The following is a 16776-nucleotide window of genomic DNA, read 5'->3' as shown; positions in this document are numbered from 1 at the left end:
GGGCGGGGCTCGCGGTCACGGGCCGACGATGTCGTAGCGGTAGTCGGCGGGGTGCGGCCGCTCATGGCCGATCATCATGATCAGCAAGGGGATCTCCCCCCGTTCGGCCAGCCCGAGTTCCTCCTCGAACGAGACGCTGTCGAAGCCGAGCGCGACGCCACAGGCGGTGCCCGCCGCGGAAGCCGCGGTGTACACGGCCTGGGCGGTGGCCCCGACGGCGGCGTTGACGAGGCGGTATCCGCGGTCGCCGACGGCGTCGAGGACGGCGTGGGTGCGGGCGACGGGCACCAGGACGGCGGCGGCCTGCTCCACGTTGTAGTTGGCGAGGAAGTAGTTCTCCTGGAGGAAGGCTCCGAGGTCCCCGGCCTTCATCAGCACCAGCCCGCCGGTGTCCCGGTCGTACTCGTAGAGCCCGGCGGGCACGTCCCGCACGTGGTTGACGAAGACGTACAGCCGGATCAGGGGCGCCCCGCCGGGCGTCTCGGTGTCGCTGTCCAGGGTGCCCGCGGCGACGGCGGCGGCGAGCGCGGCGGCGAGCCGGTCGGGGGCGAGCGGTTCGGCGGCGGCGAACCGGCCGAAGCTGCTGCGCCGTTCGCGCAGTGCGCGGCGCACGGGTGTGTCCAGTGGCACGGGCGTGGGCAGCGGGCTGCGCTCGCCGGGTCCGGCGTGCGTGGCGAGGGCGGTGTCCAGGGTGCCGGGGGCGGGCCGGTCGGCGGCGCCCTCCAGCGTGGCGGCGTGGATACGGCGCAGGGTCGGGAAGGCCAGCACGCGGCGGGACTTCTCGTCGGGTGTGCGGCGCACGCGCGCGCCGGGCGCCGGCGGGGCGGGTGTCGCCAGGGCGGTGCCCGCCCAGCGCAGCGGGACGACGGCGAACACGCCGTCCTCGTCGGCGTCGAGTCCGAGCATCCCGCCCAGGCGGGGTTCGTCGAACCAGAGGGCGCTGCCCAGATGGAGGCCATGGGCGCGGGCCCACATCCGCCAGGTCTGCAGGAGGGCTCCGACGTCCATCGTGACGGCGTGGTAGCAGAAGCTGTTGTACTTGAACGCGTTCTGCCAGAACGTCACCCCGAGGACGAGGAACTGGTCCGTTTCGGCGGCCTCCTCCCAGTCGCCGAGGGCCGTGCGGACCTCGCCGGTGACGTCGCCCGCGAGGAGCCGGGTGACGCGGTGGCGCGGAGTGTCGTAGTAGTACACGCCCGGTGCCAGCGGGCCGCTCGCGCCCGTGACCCAGTGGATGCCGACGGGGTAGAGGCCGCCCCCGGAGGCGGTGCCGCGCGACCAGTTGGCATGGGAATGGAAGGGCAGCGAACCCAGGTCGGTGTTGGCCTGGACGGCGAGGCGGCGCCCGGTCAGACCGTAGGAGTCGCGGAGCATCGCGCCGAGCAGGGGCAGGGTGAACTCCCCTGTGCCGCGCTGCCCGAACAGCCCCCGGTCGAGGGTGGCGTCGTCCGCGCAGCCGCCGTCGGGCAGCGGGAAGGACGGGGCGCCGGGGAAGAACTTGCCCTTGCGTGGGCGGTCGGACCAGTCGGGGACGAAGTCGGCCGGCTCCATGGGGATGCGGCCCCGCCGCATCACCGCGGTCGCGTACTCGTGGGCGTATCCCATGCTCACTCCCTGTTCTGCTCGTCTGTACGGGGCGTCGGCGGTGGCCGCCGCGGGCTTGTGCGGGTGCGCTGGACGGCCCTGCGCGGGCACTTCCTCGAACGGGTGCCGGTGGCGGGCCGGAGACCGGGTGCCGCGGGCGGGTGGTGCGGGGTGACCGGTCAAGGGAAGGGATGTGGAGCGGGGTTGAGGTCCTGCGGTGCCAAGTCCGAGTCACGGAGACCGGCTTCCCGGAGCGCCGAACGGACCCGGGGCATCGTGGGCCCGCGCTGCCTGCGCCACCCGAAGTCGATCGGGACGAGACCGGGCACCAGGACCTTGACGGTGCGGAAGCCGAGGTCGCGCTGTTCGGCCGAGGTCTGGTCGACCACCACCACGTCGAAGCCCCGCGCCGTCACGGCGGCGACACAGGACTCCACGTCCTCCCGCAGGTCCGCGGACGGTCGCGGCGCGGCGGGTCCGGAGGCCAGCGAGCCGAGCGGCACCCGGTCGGCGTCCGCCCGCCCCTTCAGCAGGAAGTCGGTGTACGGGCCCATCTCGGGCAGCCCGTACAGCAGCGGGTGGTCGTGCAGGACGCGCACCTCGTCGAAGTCGCGCGTCATGCGCCGCAGCCGGCTCTCCTCGCGGGCCACCCGGCGACGGAGGTTGACGGAGTCGGTGGCGATCTCGCACAGTCCGGCGGCGAGCGCCGCCTCGGGGTCGAGGGAGGCACCCGCGCCGAAGCAGAGCAACCCCGGTCCTTCGTCGAGGCGTTCGGCGACGGCGGTCACCACCGGCACCGGGAAGGTGACGCGGGTGTCGAAGAACCGGGCCCGGTAGCCGTACATCGCCAGCCGGTCGACCATGGCGCGGGTCGCGGCCCGGGTACTGGTCGACGGGTCGATCTCGGGCAGCCGCGCCCGGCCGAACCAGGCCAGCAGGAACGCGTCGCGTTCCAGTGTCTCCAGCAGCCCGTGGTGGACGGCCTCCGTGAGCGAGCCGCCCGACGCGCAGCCGTTGGAGCTCTCCTGCACGAAGCGCCGCCGGACGCCGCCGGGCGCGTGGTAGTAGGCCGCCACCTCCGGTACGAGGACGGGGCGGGCGTCGCGCAGCGACCAGCCCCACACCCAGTCCACCGGGCGGTCGGGCGAGAAGCGCGGTGCGTCCGGCTCCGCGGCGTGGAAGGCGTCGGAGTACAGGCCCGTGACACGCGGGTCGACAGCGGTGTCGCCGAGCTCGTCGAGGGCGGCGGTGACGACGGTCCTCCGCGCGCGGGCCCGCATCCCGGCGTAGCGTTCCAGGCCCTCCAGCAGGCCGACGCGGACACTCGTCGCGTAGGCGTCGGTGTGGCCGCCCCAGTAGCACTCGCGCAGGTAGGCACCCGAGCGGGTGGTGAACGCGCCCACCGCCGAGGAGGTCGAGGCGGACGTCAGGTCGGGGGCGACGGACGGGCCCAGCATCCCGGTGACGGGGTTGGCGAATGCCTCCAGCGCGAGGTCGTAGGCGTCCAGAGGGCGCAGCCGGAAGCTGTCCGGAGCGTGCTTCGGGGTGGGTTCGAGCGTGATCCGAGCGGTTTCGGAGGTGTCGTCGGGGCGTGTCGCACAGGACGGGCACTCGCCGTCGGGCACCAGCGGGAACCGGGAGACGTGCAGGGTTTCGAGGTCCAGCAGCCAGACCCAGGGGTGACGGTCCGAGGGCGGCCGCCGGGCAGCCGACGCGACGAGCGCGGCGAGGGCGTCCGCCACGAAGGCGGCCTGCCATGGCGGGGTCCCGGTGGCACGGGGATCCCCGCCGCACTCCAGGGCGTCGCGGAGGAACCCGGCGCGCACCGCCTGCCAGCGGCGGGCCAGGCACTGCGGGCAGCCCGTGCCGCCGCCGGCCGTGGTGAGGGGGCCGACCACGGCGTGATGCCCGTACAGGCCGACCGGCACGGTCCCCGGCGTGAACGCGCCGGGTCCGACGGCCAGTTCATCGCGCATACCGAGGGAGGTCACGAGCGCCGGCGGCATGCCGGGGCGACGCCCCGCGCGGTCCGCGAGGGCGGCGGTGAGTGCTTCGCACAACGCGCTCCACGGCCCGGTGGCCCCGGGTTGCGCCACCGCCTCGGGACGCGGTGCCGGCGCGGTCTCAGTGGGCACGGTGCTCCCCGCGGGTCAGCAGGACGCGCACCGCGTGGACCTGGCCGGCGGCCAGGTCGGGTGCTGCCACGGGCACCGCGTAGGCGTCCCGTCCGGCGGCGGCGAGGCCGTCCAGCACGGCCGCCCAGGTGGTGGCCGTCCCGGGGAGCGGCACGGGGGCCTCGGCGACGAGGGTGGCGCCGTCCAGGTCGGCCCAGAGCGGGTCTCCGGTGTCCGGCCGCCCCGCGGCGCGGGCCGTCTGTTCGGCCCCGAGCAGGTCGCGCAGCGCTTCCAGCACGGCGTCGCGCAGCCGCAGGCCGCAACCGGTGGCCCAGCGCACCGCACCGGTCTCCGCATCGGTGAGGCGGGCCATGGCGGCGGGCAGTGTGTTTCCGCCGGCGGCGGTCAGGTCGAGGATCTCCGCGGTGATCCCGAGGTTCTCCGCCGAGCGGAGCAGGAACAGCAGCTCCGGGTCGTCGGCGCGAGCAGCCGGGTCCACGACTGGCACCGGCGCGATGCGGTGCACGGCGCCGCGCAGCGCGTCGTGGGCGAGCGCGGTGCCCAGGGCGCGGACGAGCGCGGCGCGCGGGCTGCCGGCGGCGCCGGTGCCGGCCGAGGAGCGTTCGAAGATGCCCTGGTCGTTCCAGCCACCGAGGGTGTGCACCGCGCCGGCGGGCACCAGGACGGTCCGGCCGTCGAGCAGCGAAGTGGCCTCGGTCCAGTGGGCGATCGCGTCGGCGGGCACGTCGAGACCGCTGGAGACGGTGAGTTCGGCGGGCGTCACGCGTGCCCACTTGCCGACCGCGGCCTCCAGAGCGGTGGAGTCCAGGACCCGGGGCGGGACGACGTGCTCGGCGTACACCTCGGCGGCGCGGAAGAGAGCGGTGAGGCGGGCGCCGGCGACGTGGTGGACGTCGACCGCGGAGATCCGGCGCACGCGGCCGGGCGCGAGGCCCAGGCGGACGGTGCTGACCTTGAGCGGGGTCTGCTCCCAGTCGTCGTCGGCGTAGGCGGTGAAGACACCGGCCCTCTCGTGGACGAGGACGTCCCGTCGCTCCAGGGCGTTGAGGGCGGCGCGGGCCGCGTCCTCGTCGGCTGCGCCGTCGGCGGGCAGGGCGGCCGGTTCGTCGTCCGCGTGCGGTGTGCGCAGTGCGTCGCCGGTGACGGGGAGCGGATCGTCCGCGCCGGCGCAGAACCGGCAGCGCGGGTGCGGCAGCAGCGGTTCGGTCAGCACGTCGAGGGAGTCGAGGTCCTGCACGACGACCTGGTTGCGTGTCTCGGCGGGCAGCGCCTCGGTGACGAGGCGGAACACCTCGAAGGCGAGGAGGTTGCCGAGCATGCCGGCGAGCGGGCCGCCGAGGGCGGCCGGGGGAGTGCCGAGGGGTGCGGCGGGGCCGACCGAGGCCCACAGGCCGGCACTGTCCGCGGGGTCGGCACCCGCCCCTAGCCGCAGGGCGGCGCAGGACCAGCAGCCGGGAGCGTCGCCGGTCATCACCGGACCGATGACGGCGCGGTCGCCGAAGGTCCAGGCACCGAGCAGCCGACGGCCGGCCGGTACGCCCTCGGTGAGCAGACGGATCATCTGGCGAGGTCCGGCCGCACCGGTGACCAGGACCGTGTCCCAGCCGTCGAGTTCGTCCCAGCCGTACGTCTGCGCGGTCGCGGCGGGCAGCCGGGTGACGCGCGGCGCGCAGCCCGCGCCGTCCAGTTCGGCGGCCTCGGCGTCGAGGTCGGCGGTGCCTTCCACGCCGTGCAGTTCACGGCGCAGGACGCCGTGCGAGGAGTCCGGCTCGGTGACGGCGACGGCGGCGCAGCCATTGCGCAGCAGACCGAGTGCGGCCCAGCGGGCCAGAGCGTCGTCGCCGAGTACGGCGACGGGGGTCGATCGGAATCTCAGGAACCGTCCGGGTGCGTCGTCGGCGTAGTGGTCGAGATAGTCGAGCTGGTGCGCGAAACGCGCTGCGACCTGCGGCGGAAGGATGTCCGACGGTGGTTCGGGCGCGGCGTCCCGGGCGAAACCACGCGCGTAGAGCGCGCGCACGAGTTGGACCACCATGTCGCGCTGCTTGTCCCCCAGGCCGTCGCACAGCTCCTCGACCCGCCGTCGGCCGTCGAGGTGAGGCACGATCAGCGCGGCGAACCGGTAGGCGGACTGGGTGACGACGTTGAACCCGCCGTGGGCGTTGTGGAAGAGCACACCTGACGGGGTGCGAGTGAACAGCACGTCCCTGCGGATGCGGGGCCGCGACCGCGCGATCTCCTCGTACGAGGCGGGAGTGTGAGCCATGGGTTCCGAAACCTCCGATGGGGGCGGGGGCGGGGGCGGTCAGTCGGCCGGCGGCGGGGACATGTCCGCCGGGCTGTGCGTGGTGGCGACCGGGGGAGGGGTGCCCGCGGCCTGGACGAACAGGCGTAACAGGTCGTGGACGCGGTACCGGCCGGGCGGGCCCTCCTCCAGCAGTCCGGCGTCGACCAGGGAGCGCAGCACGGCGGTTCCGGGAGCCGCGGGGGAGGCCCGCCCGCGGGCCGCGGGCGCCTCGGCGAGCGCCGCTGCGGGCGGGGTGCCGGCCGGGGGCAACGCCGGGTGTCCGTCGGGAGGCTCGCCGCGCAGTACGGCGAGTTGGAGGCGGCGCAGCGCCGGACCGGGTTCCACGCCGAGTTCCACGTCGAGGTGGGTGCGGATCCTGCGGTACTCGGCGAGCGCCTCGGCGCGCATCCCGGAGCGGTACAACGCCTCGATCAGCAGGACGGAGAGGCCTTCGTGCCCCGGGTGGGCCTCGACGGCCCTGCGGGCCTCGCCGATCATCTCGCGGTGCCGTCCCAGGCGCAGTTCGCCGTCGAAGACCCGCTCGACGGCGAGCAGACGTTCCTCGGTCAGGCGCGGGACCTGGTCGCGGTGGAGCTCGTCGGAGTGGACGTTGCCGAGGAGCGGGTCCTTCCAGAGACTCAGCGCGGCCCGTGCCAGGCGTAATGCGGTCTCCGGGTCCTCGCAGGCCTGCGCCCGGGAGAGCAGGTCGCGGAAGTGGAGGAGGTCGAGGGTGTCGGCGTCGGCGTGTAATCGGTAGCCGCCGGCGACGGCCTCGATGGTCTGGTTCGCGACGCCGTACTTGGCGAACAGCCGACGCAGCCGCAGCACACAGGTGTGCAGTGCGGCCTTGCCTCCCGCGGGCGGTGCGCTGCCCCAGACCACGTGCTGGAGGAAGCCCGAGGAGACGACGGCGCCGGGATGGAGCAGCAGCGCGGCGAGCAACGACGCGGGGCGGGAGGGTTGCAGGACGACCGTCTCGCACCCGTCGGTTATGGCTAACAGACCCAGTACCAGGAACCGTGGGCGACCGGTGGACGGTGCGGCGGCGAGCCGCTCGGGGGGCGCGTCCTCGGGCACGCGGGCATCGGTCTTCTCCACAGCCCCTCACATCGCACGGTAGGTGATGCATCAACGGCCTTGCGTGGAAGGGCCGTTGCGCACGTTCGGTGTGCCGATCGTGGACATGACCGCTGCCGAGAGGCGAACTTAGATTGCGTATCGGACGCCCGTCCAGTGGTTGACGTCAAACATCTGGTAACACGTTAGGTAGGCAACGCCTCACGGGGCACGCCCCGTTGGCGAGCGGGCCGACAGGGCATAGTCTGCGACGGGCGTTCCGCGACAGCCCCGGAACACCGCACTCAGGGGAGGACCCATGCCGTGGTGGGCGCTGATCCCGGTCGTCTCGATGATCACCGGGCCCGTGGCGCTGTACGTCATGACCCGCAACAGACGCCGGGCCGACGACACCGACGAGCGGTACGACGAGCTCTCGCAGAAGTACACCGCGCTGCTGGAGGAGACCACGTCCGGCGAACTCCCCAACGGCCGGGGGCGCTACCCGGAGTCCCGCTGACCCCGGTCGGAGAACGGGAGCCGAGGGAGCCGTCCGCCGGCCGGCCACGGCGATGGACGGCGGGGCGGCGACCATGAGCGTCCGGCCCGACGGCCTGCCCGTCGACCGGTCCTGGCTGGGCAGGCCGATCGACGCCCGCCCTCTGTTCGGCCCGGCACTGGCCGCCCTGCCGTACACCCTGCGCGACAGCACCGCGCCCGTCGGGACGCAGGTCCGGGTGATCGCCGAAGGGCCGGCGGCATCTGGACGATGACCGCGACCCCGGACCGCTGGTCACTGGCCGAATCGCCGGTCGGCCGCCGGCCGCTTCGCCGGGCATGGACGCGGAGACCGCCTGGCGTGTGCACATGCGACGTCGATCCCGGCACCTCGTCCGGCCGCTCCCGAACGCGAGGAGACCGACGGCTCACCGAAGCTCTCTCCCGGGTCGTGTCCATCGTCCGCCGAACGCGCCCTGCCGGTCGCCGTCCGCATCCCACGTCGGGACGGACGCGTACGCGACAAAGTCGCCACCCCTCGCGCGGTCCGGCTCGCCCCTTAGGCCGGATGCCCGTGCCCGGATGCACCGTATGTCCCGGCCCCCACAAAATCCTGATCATGTGGAGATCCTCGAGAACTCGATCCGCTCATCGTGCAATGCGCCGCGGCGGTGCCCGGCACGCCATAGCCTCGACCGCTGCCTGTGGCCTTCTCCTGACGATCGCCACGGCATGCGGTGACACGACCGCGGGGAGGAGCCCCGGTGGCGCACCGGGCACCAACGGCCCGGCATCCGCCTCGCCCTCCGCGAGACCCGACCGCGTTCCCGGCATCGGAGACCGGATGTGGCGGCAGGTCCCCGCCGACACCCGCCAGGTGGTGGCCGTCTACGGGGACGACAGGGACTCACCCGACGGCGTCGTCGTCCTCTACGAGAAGCAGGGCGAGACCTGGAAACAGACCGGCAGCTGGCCTGCCCACAACGGCAGGCTGGGCTGGACGACCGACCATCAGATGGACGACGAGCGCAGCCCCGTGGGCGTCTTCACCCTGACCGACGCGGGCGGCGTGCTGGCGGACCCGGGCAGCCGACTGAAGTACCGGCAGGACGATCACGCCTTCGCGTCCACGATCTACTGGGACGAAGCCCACGAGCACGACTTCGACTACGTCATAGCCATCGACTACAACCGGATCAAGGGCACCCCGCCCTACGACTGGTCCCGGCCCCTGGGTGTGGAGAAGGGCGGGGGCATCTGGCTGCATCTGGACCACGGTGACGGCACGTCGGGCTGTGTCACCGTCCCGGAGTCCGGGATGAGGTCCCTTCTGCGCACCCTCGACCCCGCACGTCACCCCGTCGTGGTGATGGGCGACAAGGACCGCCTGAAGCGCTGAGGGCGCCTCGCCCCATCGGTGAGCGAGCGAACATCGGGGGCTCGCTCCACCGCTTCGAGACCGGGCAGGACCGCACCGCGCCGGACCGCGCCTGCCGTACGGCGACGAGGCCGTCCCGGCGGAACTCGCCGTCGACGGCGTCGGACATCCCGGAGCGGGACGAGCCGTAGCCGAGCAGGGCATCGGCCCCCGGGCCCGGGCATCCTTCAGCCCCCTCAGAGGTCGAGGACCACTTCGGTCGTCGGTTCGCTGCAGCACACGAGGACGGTGCCGGGTTCGGGCGGTTCGAGGGGCTGTGTGGTGTACGTGGTGTCGCCCGACACCACGTGGGTGACGCAGGTGTGGCAGACGCCGGTGCGGCACGACCAGCGGGTGGGGACGTCGCAGGCCTCCGCGAGATCGAGGAGGGAGACGTGGGCCGGTGACCACGGTGTGGTGACGCCGCTGCGGGCGAAGGTGACGAGCGGGCCCGTGCCTTCGGGGCCGGGGGGTTGGTGCGGTCGGACCGTCGCGGTGGGCGTGACGCCCGGATTGATGGCGGGCAGGGCGCTGAACTGTTCCACGTGGATCCGCGCGGAGTCCAGGCCGAGTTCGCGCAGGAAGCCGCCGACGTCGTCCATGAAGGCGGTCGGTCCGCAGAGATAGGCGTCGGCGTCGGCGGGGATGCCCAGGGCCGCGAGTGAGCGCGCGCTGGGGCGGCCCTGGCCGACGTGGGCCTCGTCGGGACGGAGGGATGCCTCGGCCGTGTAGGAGATGTGCTCGTGGGCCTGGGGGAGTTGGGCCAGGAGCGCGTGGACCTCGTCCGCGAACGCGTGGTGGGCGCGGTCGCGCGCGGTGTGGATCCACCAGACGGGACGTGGGTCGTGTACGGCGGCGAGCTTGTGGAGCATGGCGAGTACGGGGGTGACGCCGATGCCCGCCGACAGCAGGACGACCGGCCCGGTGCCGTCCTCGAGGGCGAAGGTCCCGCGGGGGCAGGCGATCTCCACGAGGTCGCCGGCGTGGAGGCGCGTGTGGAGGTAGCCGCTGACCAGCCCGTGCGGCTCGTGCTTCACGCTGATGCGGTACGAGCGGGCCGTGGGCGTGGAGGACAGGGAGTAGCTGCGTACCGCGGGGGCGCCGTCGCCGACGGCGACGCGGATCGAGAGGTACTGGCCCGGGCGGGAGTCCGGGAGTGGTGTGTCGTCGGTGGCGTCGAGGTGGATGGACGACACGGCGGGGGTCTCGGGGACGATCCGGGCGACACGCATGGTCTTGAATCCCGGCCACCCCGGCATCTCCCTGGGCTGCTGCGGCTCGGCACGCCCACCGGGCCAACCCGGTTCCTGCTTGGGCTGTTGAGCGGCCGCGAGTTCACGGAAGGACTGCTGCCACCCGGGGCTCAGGGCGGGGATGCCGAGAGCCCTGCGCAGCTTGGCGGGGTCGCGGTGGGGGAGGTACAGCAGCGCGTCGGTGTCGGCGACGCTGAGCTCTTGCGGGCCTCTGCGGGTGAGGGTGATCTCGTCACCGGCCTGGACCTGGCCTTCGGAGATGACGCGCAGGTAGAAGCCGGGGCGGTGGTGGGCGACCAGCAACGAGGCCATGGCCGGTTCGCCCAGGCGCATGCCGACCCGGTAACAGGTGACGCGGGGCTGGCTGACTTCGAATTCGGCCTCGCCGATGCGGTACCGGTCGCCGATGCACACCTCGTCGTCGGGCAGGCCGGCGACGGTGAAGTTCTCGCCGAAGCTCCCGAAGGACAGGTCGTCGCGGCCCAGGTGTTTCTGCCAGTACTCGTAGGACTCCAGCTGGTACACGAGAACGGCGCGCATCTCGCCGCCGTGTCCGGCGAGGTCGCCCTGTCCGTCTCCCGCGATGTTCAGCCGCCGCACCATCCGGGGCCCGCGGACGGGAGATTTCCAGGCGCCGGTGTGGACCGTCCTTCCCTGCCAGGAGACGTCTTTGGGCATTCCTACGTTGACGGACAGCAGCGTCGCCATCGCGGACCTCCTGCGGGGACGGCAGGGCCGGCAGCCCCTCATGGCGTGGTGATCTGGGCGCTCGGGCCGATCCTATTCTTGTGCCGGTACCCCCGCGATTCCGCGGCGGGGCGCGCGCCCCGGCCTCCGGTGCCAAAGGCACCGCCGTGGTTTTCCACGACGTGGCCTTCGCGTTCCCGGCCGTGCTGTTCAACGTCATCCGGTGGCACGTCCGCCGTCGGCGCCTGCTTGCCGCCTCCCTCGCACCCCGGCGTGGCGGCGATCAGCCGAGGTTTCCGGCTCGCCGTCGCCCGGCCGGCCACCGGAACCCTGATCGGCGGGGTGCTTCCCGTACCCCGGTGTGGCCGTGATCGCCGCCTTCGTCCCCTACGACTGGCTGCCCATCGCGGGCGAGATCGCCAGGGTGAAGCATCGGCTCGGCCGCGGGAATCAAGCGTGATGCCCCGCCGGCCCCGCCCGCCGCCGCGGGGTCACTCGGCGGCGTCGCGCGTGCGCCGGTAGTGGCGCCGGGCCTTCATCCTGTTGCCGCACAGGGCCATCGAGCACCATCGGGCCTTGTTGGTCTTGCTGCGGTCGAGGAGGAAGCGCCGGCACTCGGGGTTGGAGCACGGCCGCAGCCGACCGGGCATGGTTTCCTGCAGCGCGCTCCATGTCATGACCGCTTCCACCGCCATCCTGCGCTCCGCGGGGGCGTCCAGCTCCCAGGAGACACCCGCGGGCGACAGGTGCGGGCGGGAGATCACGTCTTCGAGGAGCGGTGCCAGTGAGGTGGCGGGCCGGCTTCCGCGGACCACGTCCTGAAGGGCGTCGCGTGCTTGCAGGAGGTATCGGTGCTCTCCAGGGCCGCCGGTGCCGCCATGGGCCTGCTGCCAGGTCCTGGCCGCCTCCGGATCCGCCAGCTGGTCCTGGACCTCGTCGCGCACCACCGGAGTGCTGTTGAGGAGCTCCAGCAGGGCGTCCTGCTGTTCTCGGTCGGCCACTCTCGCACCTCCTAACCCGCTTGGTTTAGTTGAGAGGTTACATGAATTCTTTCGTGCTAACCAGAGAAGGCCATCTGGAGGGTTAGTAGCGCCTACGGGTCGCCGCGTCGGCATCCAGGGGCGGGGGTGCTGCCGGCCCGTGAGCCGAGCGGGCCCGCCTTTGCCGCCCGAGTGGGCTCCGTACGGGCGCCTGTGACGGCCGGCCCCCTGCTTTGACGGCCGGCCCCCTGCTTCGGTCGGAGGCCTGCGGCGGGTTCGAAGTCCCGTTGCCCCTGCACTCCTTGTACCTCGGGCAGCGGCATCGCCCGGGCGGTCGGCGACGCGGCCCTGAAGGCAGGCGCCCGCGTCGTGGCGGCCGTCCTCCTCGCGCTGACCACCACCTTGATGACCGGTGTCCGCCTGCCCGTCGACGGCGGGCGGCCTCCCGTCCGACCCCTCCCACACCGCGGGCACATGAACGAGGGCCCGGTCGGCCCCTACCATCCAGGCGCCGGGCTCAGTGCCGTCTCAGGGCCGCTGCGCCCACACCTCCGGGCCCCCGCCGTGCCACTCGATGAACGGCGAATCCGCCACATCGATCTCGTCCAGCCCGGCCCACCCCGCCGACTGCAGGAACGTGGCGAGGTCACGCAGGCCGTAGGCAATGCCCATGGACTCCCCGTCGACGACGACCTCACGGCCGCGGGGGTCAGCAGGAGGGCGGACGATCACGGAGCGTTCAACCATGAGCATCACCTTCACGTCGCGCCGCGGCCGCCGCAACAGGAGGGAGCCTCGCGAGCGACGCGCCGGGACCCGTTCACGGATGTGTCCCGGGGTGCGACCCAGGGAAAGGGCGGCTTCCCTGCCAGGGCATGCTCTGCCCACCGCAAGGAGCGATCATGACTGTCGCGGGTGAACCGGGACGCCGCGCCGAGCACATGCGCGCGCAGGCCGAGGAACTGGAACAGAAGGCCCGCCGCGCCGCGGACCAGCAGGAGAAGCAGCGCCTCGTGGACAGGGCACGGCAGCTCAGGCAACAGAGCGAGCGGGTCGGCGACACCCCCGGCCGGGACGAGGATCCGACGGCGTAGTGGGGGCGGTGCGCCGTCGGGGTGTCCGTCACCCGTCGGTGGAGCTCCGGTCGCAACTCCCCTGACCTGGGACGAGGTCGAGGATCCGGCCATCGGCGCCCGCAGCTTCAGCACCGACTCCATCGCCGAGCGGATGGACTGCGACCCGTGGGGCGACGTCCTCAAGCGTCGCTGTTCGATCCGAGCCGCCCGACGACGGCTCGCCGAGAGCTGACGGCAGGCTCGGCCCTGGTCGGCGCCGCCGCCCGAGGACGCTCGAAGCCTGGTCGGCGCCGCCGCCCGAGGACGCTCGAAGATTCGCCGGAACCGATGGGTGACGTCCCTGCTCGGGGGAACTCGGCAGCTTAGAGGCATCACAACCGCAGGAGGCACGCCATGATCGCCCTCGGCATCATTCTGCTCATCATCGGACTCATCACAGGGATCTCGATCCTGTGGACCATCGGGGTCATCCTGGCCGTGGTGGGCGTCGTCCTGTGGATCGCGGGATCCATGGGGCACGCCGTCGCCGGCCGCCGCCACTATTGGTGAGCCGACGACCGTCCCACTCCGTCGCCGGGGCCGGTCAGGACCCGGACCGGACCGCGTCGCCCACGACGCCGCGGCGAACGGAGCGACGCGCGACCACGCTGCGGACGACGGAGTGGGACACGAAAGCAGAGCCGCTGCGGGCACGGCGCCGCCCGGCCTAGAGCTCGCGCAGCGCGGGCAGCAGCGTTTTCTGTGCCCAGTCCAGGAACGGCAGCTGCGACGCACCGCCGACCTGGACGAGGGCGATCTCGGTGAACCCCGCCTCGACGTACGGCCGTACGGCCTCGACGAAGACCTCCGGGTCGTCTCCGCAGGGGATCGAATCCGCCACGTCCTCTTCGCGCACGTACGCGCCGGCGGAGGCGAAGGCCGTGGTGTCCGGAAGCTCGGAATTCACCTTCCAGCCGCCGCCGAACCAGCGGAACTGCTCGTGCGCCCGCCGTACCGCGGCGTCGCGATCGGTGTCGTGGCTGACCGGCAGCTGACCCATGCGCGGTTTGCCCGTACCGCCGCTCTCGTCGAACGCCGCGACGAGGTCCGCGTCCGGCTCGACGGCGATCATCAGATCGGCGAGTCGCCCCGCCAGCTCGCACGACTGCCGTCCCGAGACGGCCACGCCGATGGGCGGCACGGTGTCGGGCAGATCCCAGAGCCGGGCGGACTCGACGTCGAAGTGTTCGCCGTGGTGATTGACGTAGCCTCCGCCGAACAGCGCCCGGATGATCTCGACGGCCTCGGCCAGCATGTCCTGGCGCACGTCGGCGGCGGGCCATCCACCTCCCACGACGTGCTCGTTGAGGTTCTCGCCGGAGCCCAGTCCCAGCCTGAAGCGGCCGCCCGCCAGCAGTTGCATCGTCGCGGCCTTCTGCGCGACGACGGCCGGGTGGTAGCGCATCGTCGGACAGGTCACGAACGTCATCAGGGGAATCCGCGAGGTGGCCTGCGCCGCCGCGCCCAGCACGCTCCATGCGTAGGGGGCGTGACCCTGCTCGTCCAGCCACGGAAAGTAGTGGTCCGACGTCACCGAGAAATCGAACCCGGCCTCCTCTGCCCGGACGACATGCGCCACCAGGTCTCGGGGACCGGCTTGCTCGGTCATCATCGTGTATCCGAAAAGAGCCATACGCGGTGAGTACCCGGTATGCCCCGAGGTACGGGTTGCCGCGCGGTGCGGGCAAGCGCAGGGTGAAAACATGTGCGGGAGTGTGTCGTCCTTCCCGCGCCGCAACGAAGCTCGAGAGGTCGCGGTCCAAGTGAGCAAGGGCAATGCCAAGGTGAAGCAGGTCAAGGGCAAGATGAAGGAGACCGTCGGCAAGGCCGTGGGCAACAGGTCCCTGAAACGGGAGGGCCAGGCCGAGATGCTGGGCGGCAAGGCGCAGGAGATGGCGGAGAAGGCAGCGCACAGGGCCCGCAAGATGATGGGGCGCTGACCCGGCTCGTCGAAGCCGCACGCGACGACGGGCTTCGTCCGCCGCTCTGCGTGCGCGGCGGGCGCGGGTGCCGGGGGGTCGCGCCTCGGCGGACCCCCGCTGCCACCAATGAGTCGCCTGCCGGGCGCACGGGCGTGCTCCGAGGCACGGCGCCGCCGCCGTGAACGATCCGAGCGGTACTCCCGCCGCTCGGCGCAGCGGGCGCCACCAGACGCAGCCGCCGCGGGGACGGGCGCTATCCCACGCAGCCGCCGGTGGGATCGGCCTCGGCCAGTGCGACCCAGCGCGCGACCTCCCGCCGGTGCGAGCCGTCCTTCGTCGCCCCCGCGACAGTGGTGGCCGCCGTCTCGTCGGGCGAGCCCCCGCGTGTCAACAGTGTGAGCGGCCACCGTGGTTCATGAGGCTCGTCGCCGTCGAAGGGGTGCCAGTCCCACGGGCCGTCGAAGCGCCACGCACGTCCCGCGGCGTCGGCCACCTCGTCACCGGCGACGAGGCAGGCGTAGGGGCGCAACACCAGCTCGAAAGCGATCGGGATGCCGTCGTCGGGATAGATGTCGTAACCCTGTTCCTCCGACTCGGGATCGAGCGACCGGCCTGCGCGGAGGACCACCACACGGCGCCCGGGGCGGGGCAGACGGCCGGTCTCCAGCGGCGGATCGAAGTGATCGACGGCCACCACGTGGACGAGCGACGGAGGAATGCCGACGCGGCAGACGGCCCCGGCCATGAGCTGTTCGGCGGCCGGATCGGTGCGGAACAACTCCTCGTCCCACGTGTACGATGCCGGATCGCCGACGAGCGCCACGTCGCCGTTCCACTCGATCCAGTCGCAGTGCGGATCGGCCGACCACCACGGCCACTTCAGGACCACGTGTTCCAGGGTCTTCCGGGTGACCCGCGCCGGGGTGTAGGGACAGGAGACGCTGACGACGTCGCCCACCCGCAGATCCACTGTCACCTTCAGCCTCCACGAACGACACGCCCCGTCGAGACAGTACGGCCGACGGTGCGGCAGGATGCGGGCGGGGGCGGCGCGGGCCACTCGGGAGTGTGTGGCCCCCGGCGGCTCCGAGCCGGGGAAAGGCCCCGGCCCTCCGCTCGTCGTGGGAGTGTGAGGGCCGCTCAAGCAGTGGACGTCGAAGGGGGAGCGGAACGTGGCCGTCGGGAACGGTGCGCCATTGCGACTGACGCGGATGCACCGGGTTCTCATCGGCGTGGTCGTCACCGGTGCGGTGATCATCGCCGGTATCGGCTTCGCCGGTTCGTACACGGCCGTCCGCGAGCTCGCGATCCAGAAGGGCTTCGGGAACTTCTCCTACGTCTTCCCGATCGGCATCGACGCCGGCATCTGTGTCCTGCTCGCCCTGGACCTGCTGCTGACCTGGATCAGGATCCCCTTCCCGCTGCTGCGCCAGACGGCATGGCTGCTGACGGCCGCCACCATCGCGTTCAACGGCGCGGCGGCCTGGCCCGACCCGCTCGGCGTCGGCATGCACGCCGTCATCCCGATCCTCTTCGTCGTCTCCGTCGAAGCCGCCCGGCACGCCATCGGCCGGATCGCCGACATCACCGCCGACAAGCACATGGAAGGCGTCCGCCTCACCCGCTGGCTGCTCTCCCCGGTGCCCACCTTCCTCCTGTGGCGCCGCATGAAGCTGTGGGAACTGCGCTCCTACGAAGCGGTCATCAAGCTCGAACAGGAACGCCTCGTCTACCAGGCCCGGCTGCGCTCCCGCTTCGGCCGCGCCTGGCGCCGCAAAGCCCCCGTCGAATCCCTGATGCCCCTGCGCCTCGCCCGCTACGGCGTCCCCCTCGCCGAAACCG

General features: G+C 72.6%; 16 protein-coding genes. 7 read left to right on the top strand and 9 right to left on the bottom strand.

The genetic code is table 11. From position 1 onward, the window contains the following. Positions 1-15 precede the first annotated feature (15 nt). The 4 genes from H305_RS0115870 to H305_RS46080 form a co-directional block, all read right to left on the bottom strand. Entirely contained in the window at positions 16-1605 is a 1590-nt protein-coding gene (locus tag H305_RS0115870) for a SagB/ThcOx family dehydrogenase (RefSeq protein WP_028801238.1), read from the bottom strand. 158 nt (positions 1606-1763) lie between these two features. Beyond that, positions 1764-3719: a TOMM precursor leader peptide-binding protein gene (locus tag H305_RS0115865; RefSeq protein WP_028801237.1), complete on the bottom strand. Its 1956-nt coding sequence runs from the start codon at positions 3717-3719 to the stop codon at positions 1764-1766. After that, positions 3709-5985 (bottom strand): TOMM precursor leader peptide-binding protein, encoded by a 2277-nt coding sequence (locus H305_RS0115860; RefSeq protein WP_028801236.1) that lies wholly within the window; start codon positions 5983-5985, stop codon positions 3709-3711. Before H305_RS0115860 ends, H305_RS0115865 begins: the two co-directional genes overlap by 11 nt. Before the next feature lie 39 nt (positions 5986-6024). Next, positions 6025-7104 (bottom strand): AfsR/SARP family transcriptional regulator, encoded by a 1080-nt coding sequence (locus H305_RS46080; RefSeq protein WP_051370627.1) that lies wholly within the window; start codon positions 7102-7104, stop codon positions 6025-6027. A gap of 277 nt (positions 7105-7381) precedes the next feature. Here H305_RS46080 and H305_RS0115850 point away from each other — a divergent pair, with 277 nt between their 5' ends. From H305_RS0115850 to H305_RS0115840, 3 genes are all read left to right on the top strand, one after another. After that, positions 7382-7582: a hypothetical protein gene (locus H305_RS0115850; protein ID WP_028801235.1), complete on the top strand. Its 201-nt coding sequence runs from the start codon at positions 7382-7384 to the stop codon at positions 7580-7582. Positions 7583-7655: 73 nt separating this feature from the next. Then, entirely contained in the window at positions 7656-7835 is a 180-nt protein-coding gene (locus H305_RS0115845; RefSeq protein WP_158690539.1) for a hypothetical protein, read from the top strand. Positions 7836-8404: 569 nt separating this feature from the next. After that, positions 8405-8959 (top strand): L,D-transpeptidase family protein, encoded by a 555-nt coding sequence (locus H305_RS0115840; protein ID WP_324608103.1) that lies wholly within the window; start codon positions 8405-8407, stop codon positions 8957-8959. A gap of 215 nt (positions 8960-9174) precedes the next feature. Here H305_RS0115840 and H305_RS0115835 read toward each other — a convergent pair whose 3' ends face one another. The 3 genes from H305_RS0115835 to H305_RS0115820 all read right to left on the bottom strand — a co-directional run bounded on the left by H305_RS0115835 (position 9175) and on the right by H305_RS0115820 (position 12644). After that, positions 9175-10938: an MOSC and FAD-binding oxidoreductase domain-containing protein gene (locus H305_RS0115835; protein ID WP_028801232.1), complete on the bottom strand. Its 1764-nt coding sequence runs from the start codon at positions 10936-10938 to the stop codon at positions 9175-9177. Positions 10939-11408: 470 nt separating this feature from the next. Then, complete coding sequence (locus tag H305_RS0115825; protein ID WP_028801231.1) at positions 11409-11918, bottom strand: CGNR zinc finger domain-containing protein; 510 nt, start codon at positions 11916-11918, stop codon at positions 11409-11411. A gap of 507 nt (positions 11919-12425) precedes the next feature. Then, a complete protein-coding gene (locus H305_RS0115820; protein WP_028801230.1) occupies positions 12426-12644 on the bottom strand; it encodes a hypothetical protein in 219 nt (72 codons plus the stop codon). A 155-nt stretch (positions 12645-12799) separates the two neighbouring features. Here H305_RS0115820 and H305_RS0115815 point away from each other — a divergent pair, with 155 nt between their 5' ends. Together H305_RS0115815 and H305_RS54015 are read left to right on the top strand one after the other, a co-directional pair. Beyond that, complete coding sequence (locus H305_RS0115815) at positions 12800-12991, top strand: DUF6381 family protein (protein WP_028801229.1); 192 nt, start codon at positions 12800-12802, stop codon at positions 12989-12991. Positions 12992-13366: 375 nt separating this feature from the next. Next, a complete protein-coding gene (locus H305_RS54015; protein ID WP_199791413.1) occupies positions 13367-13522 on the top strand; it encodes a DUF6131 family protein in 156 nt (51 codons plus the stop codon). 157 nt (positions 13523-13679) lie between these two features. Here the strand turns inward: H305_RS54015 and H305_RS0115805 are convergent, their stop codons facing one another. Beyond that, positions 13680-14645 (bottom strand): LLM class F420-dependent oxidoreductase, encoded by a 966-nt coding sequence (locus tag H305_RS0115805; RefSeq protein WP_028801228.1) that lies wholly within the window; start codon positions 14643-14645, stop codon positions 13680-13682. Positions 14646-14775: 130 nt separating this feature from the next. Between H305_RS0115805 and H305_RS50655 the strand changes: the two genes are divergently transcribed. Then, positions 14776-14952, top strand: a complete 177-nt coding sequence (locus H305_RS50655; RefSeq protein WP_107440037.1) for a CsbD family protein — start codon at positions 14776-14778, stop codon at positions 14950-14952. A gap of 235 nt (positions 14953-15187) precedes the next feature. Here the strand turns inward: H305_RS50655 and H305_RS0115795 are convergent, their stop codons facing one another. After that, on the bottom strand, positions 15188-15910 hold the full coding sequence (locus H305_RS0115795; RefSeq protein ID WP_234020865.1) for a hypothetical protein: 723 nt from the start codon (positions 15908-15910) through the stop codon (positions 15188-15190). A gap of 235 nt (positions 15911-16145) precedes the next feature. On the opposite strand from H305_RS0115795, the gene H305_RS0115790 reads away from it, so the two are divergent. After that, a partial coding sequence (locus H305_RS0115790; protein WP_028801226.1) for a DUF2637 domain-containing protein occupies positions 16146-16776 on the top strand: 631 nt, incomplete at its 3' end.

It is taken from the genome of Streptomyces sp. 142MFCol3.1 (assembly GCF_000424945.1).
GTDB classification, from domain to species: Bacteria; Actinomycetota; Actinomycetes; order Streptomycetales; family Streptomycetaceae; genus Streptomyces; species Streptomyces siamensis.
This window is presented reverse-complemented; position numbering and strand designations above follow the sequence as displayed.

Bases quoted from the DNA above. Each gene is read 5' to 3' on its own strand.
- H305_RS0115840 (WP_324608103.1), top strand. From the start codon at position 8,405: ATGTGGCGGCAGGTCCCCGCCGACACCCGCCAGGTGGTGGCCGTCTAC.
- H305_RS0115815 (WP_028801229.1), top strand. From the start codon at position 12,800: ATGACTGTCGCGGGTGAACCGGGACGCCGCGCCGAGCACATGCGCGCG.
- H305_RS54015 (WP_199791413.1), top strand. From the start codon at position 13,367: ATGATCGCCCTCGGCATCATTCTGCTCATCATCGGACTCATCACAGGG.
- H305_RS0115820 (WP_028801230.1), bottom strand. From the start codon at position 12,644: ATGGTTGAACGCTCCGTGATCGTCCGCCCTCCTGCTGACCCCCGCGGC.
- H305_RS0115835 (WP_028801232.1), bottom strand. From the start codon at position 10,938: ATGGCGACGCTGCTGTCCGTCAACGTAGGAATGCCCAAAGACGTCTCC.
- H305_RS0115805 (WP_028801228.1), bottom strand. From the start codon at position 14,645: ATGGCTCTTTTCGGATACACGATGATGACCGAGCAAGCCGGTCCCCGA.
- H305_RS0115850 (WP_028801235.1), top strand. From the start codon at position 7,382: ATGCCGTGGTGGGCGCTGATCCCGGTCGTCTCGATGATCACCGGGCCC.
- H305_RS0115845 (WP_158690539.1), top strand. From the start codon at position 7,656: ATGAGCGTCCGGCCCGACGGCCTGCCCGTCGACCGGTCCTGGCTGGGC.
- H305_RS0115870 (WP_028801238.1), bottom strand. From the start codon at position 1,605: ATGGGATACGCCCACGAGTACGCGACCGCGGTGATGCGGCGGGGCCGC.
- H305_RS0115860 (WP_028801236.1), bottom strand. From the start codon at position 5,985: ATGGCTCACACTCCCGCCTCGTACGAGGAGATCGCGCGGTCGCGGCCC.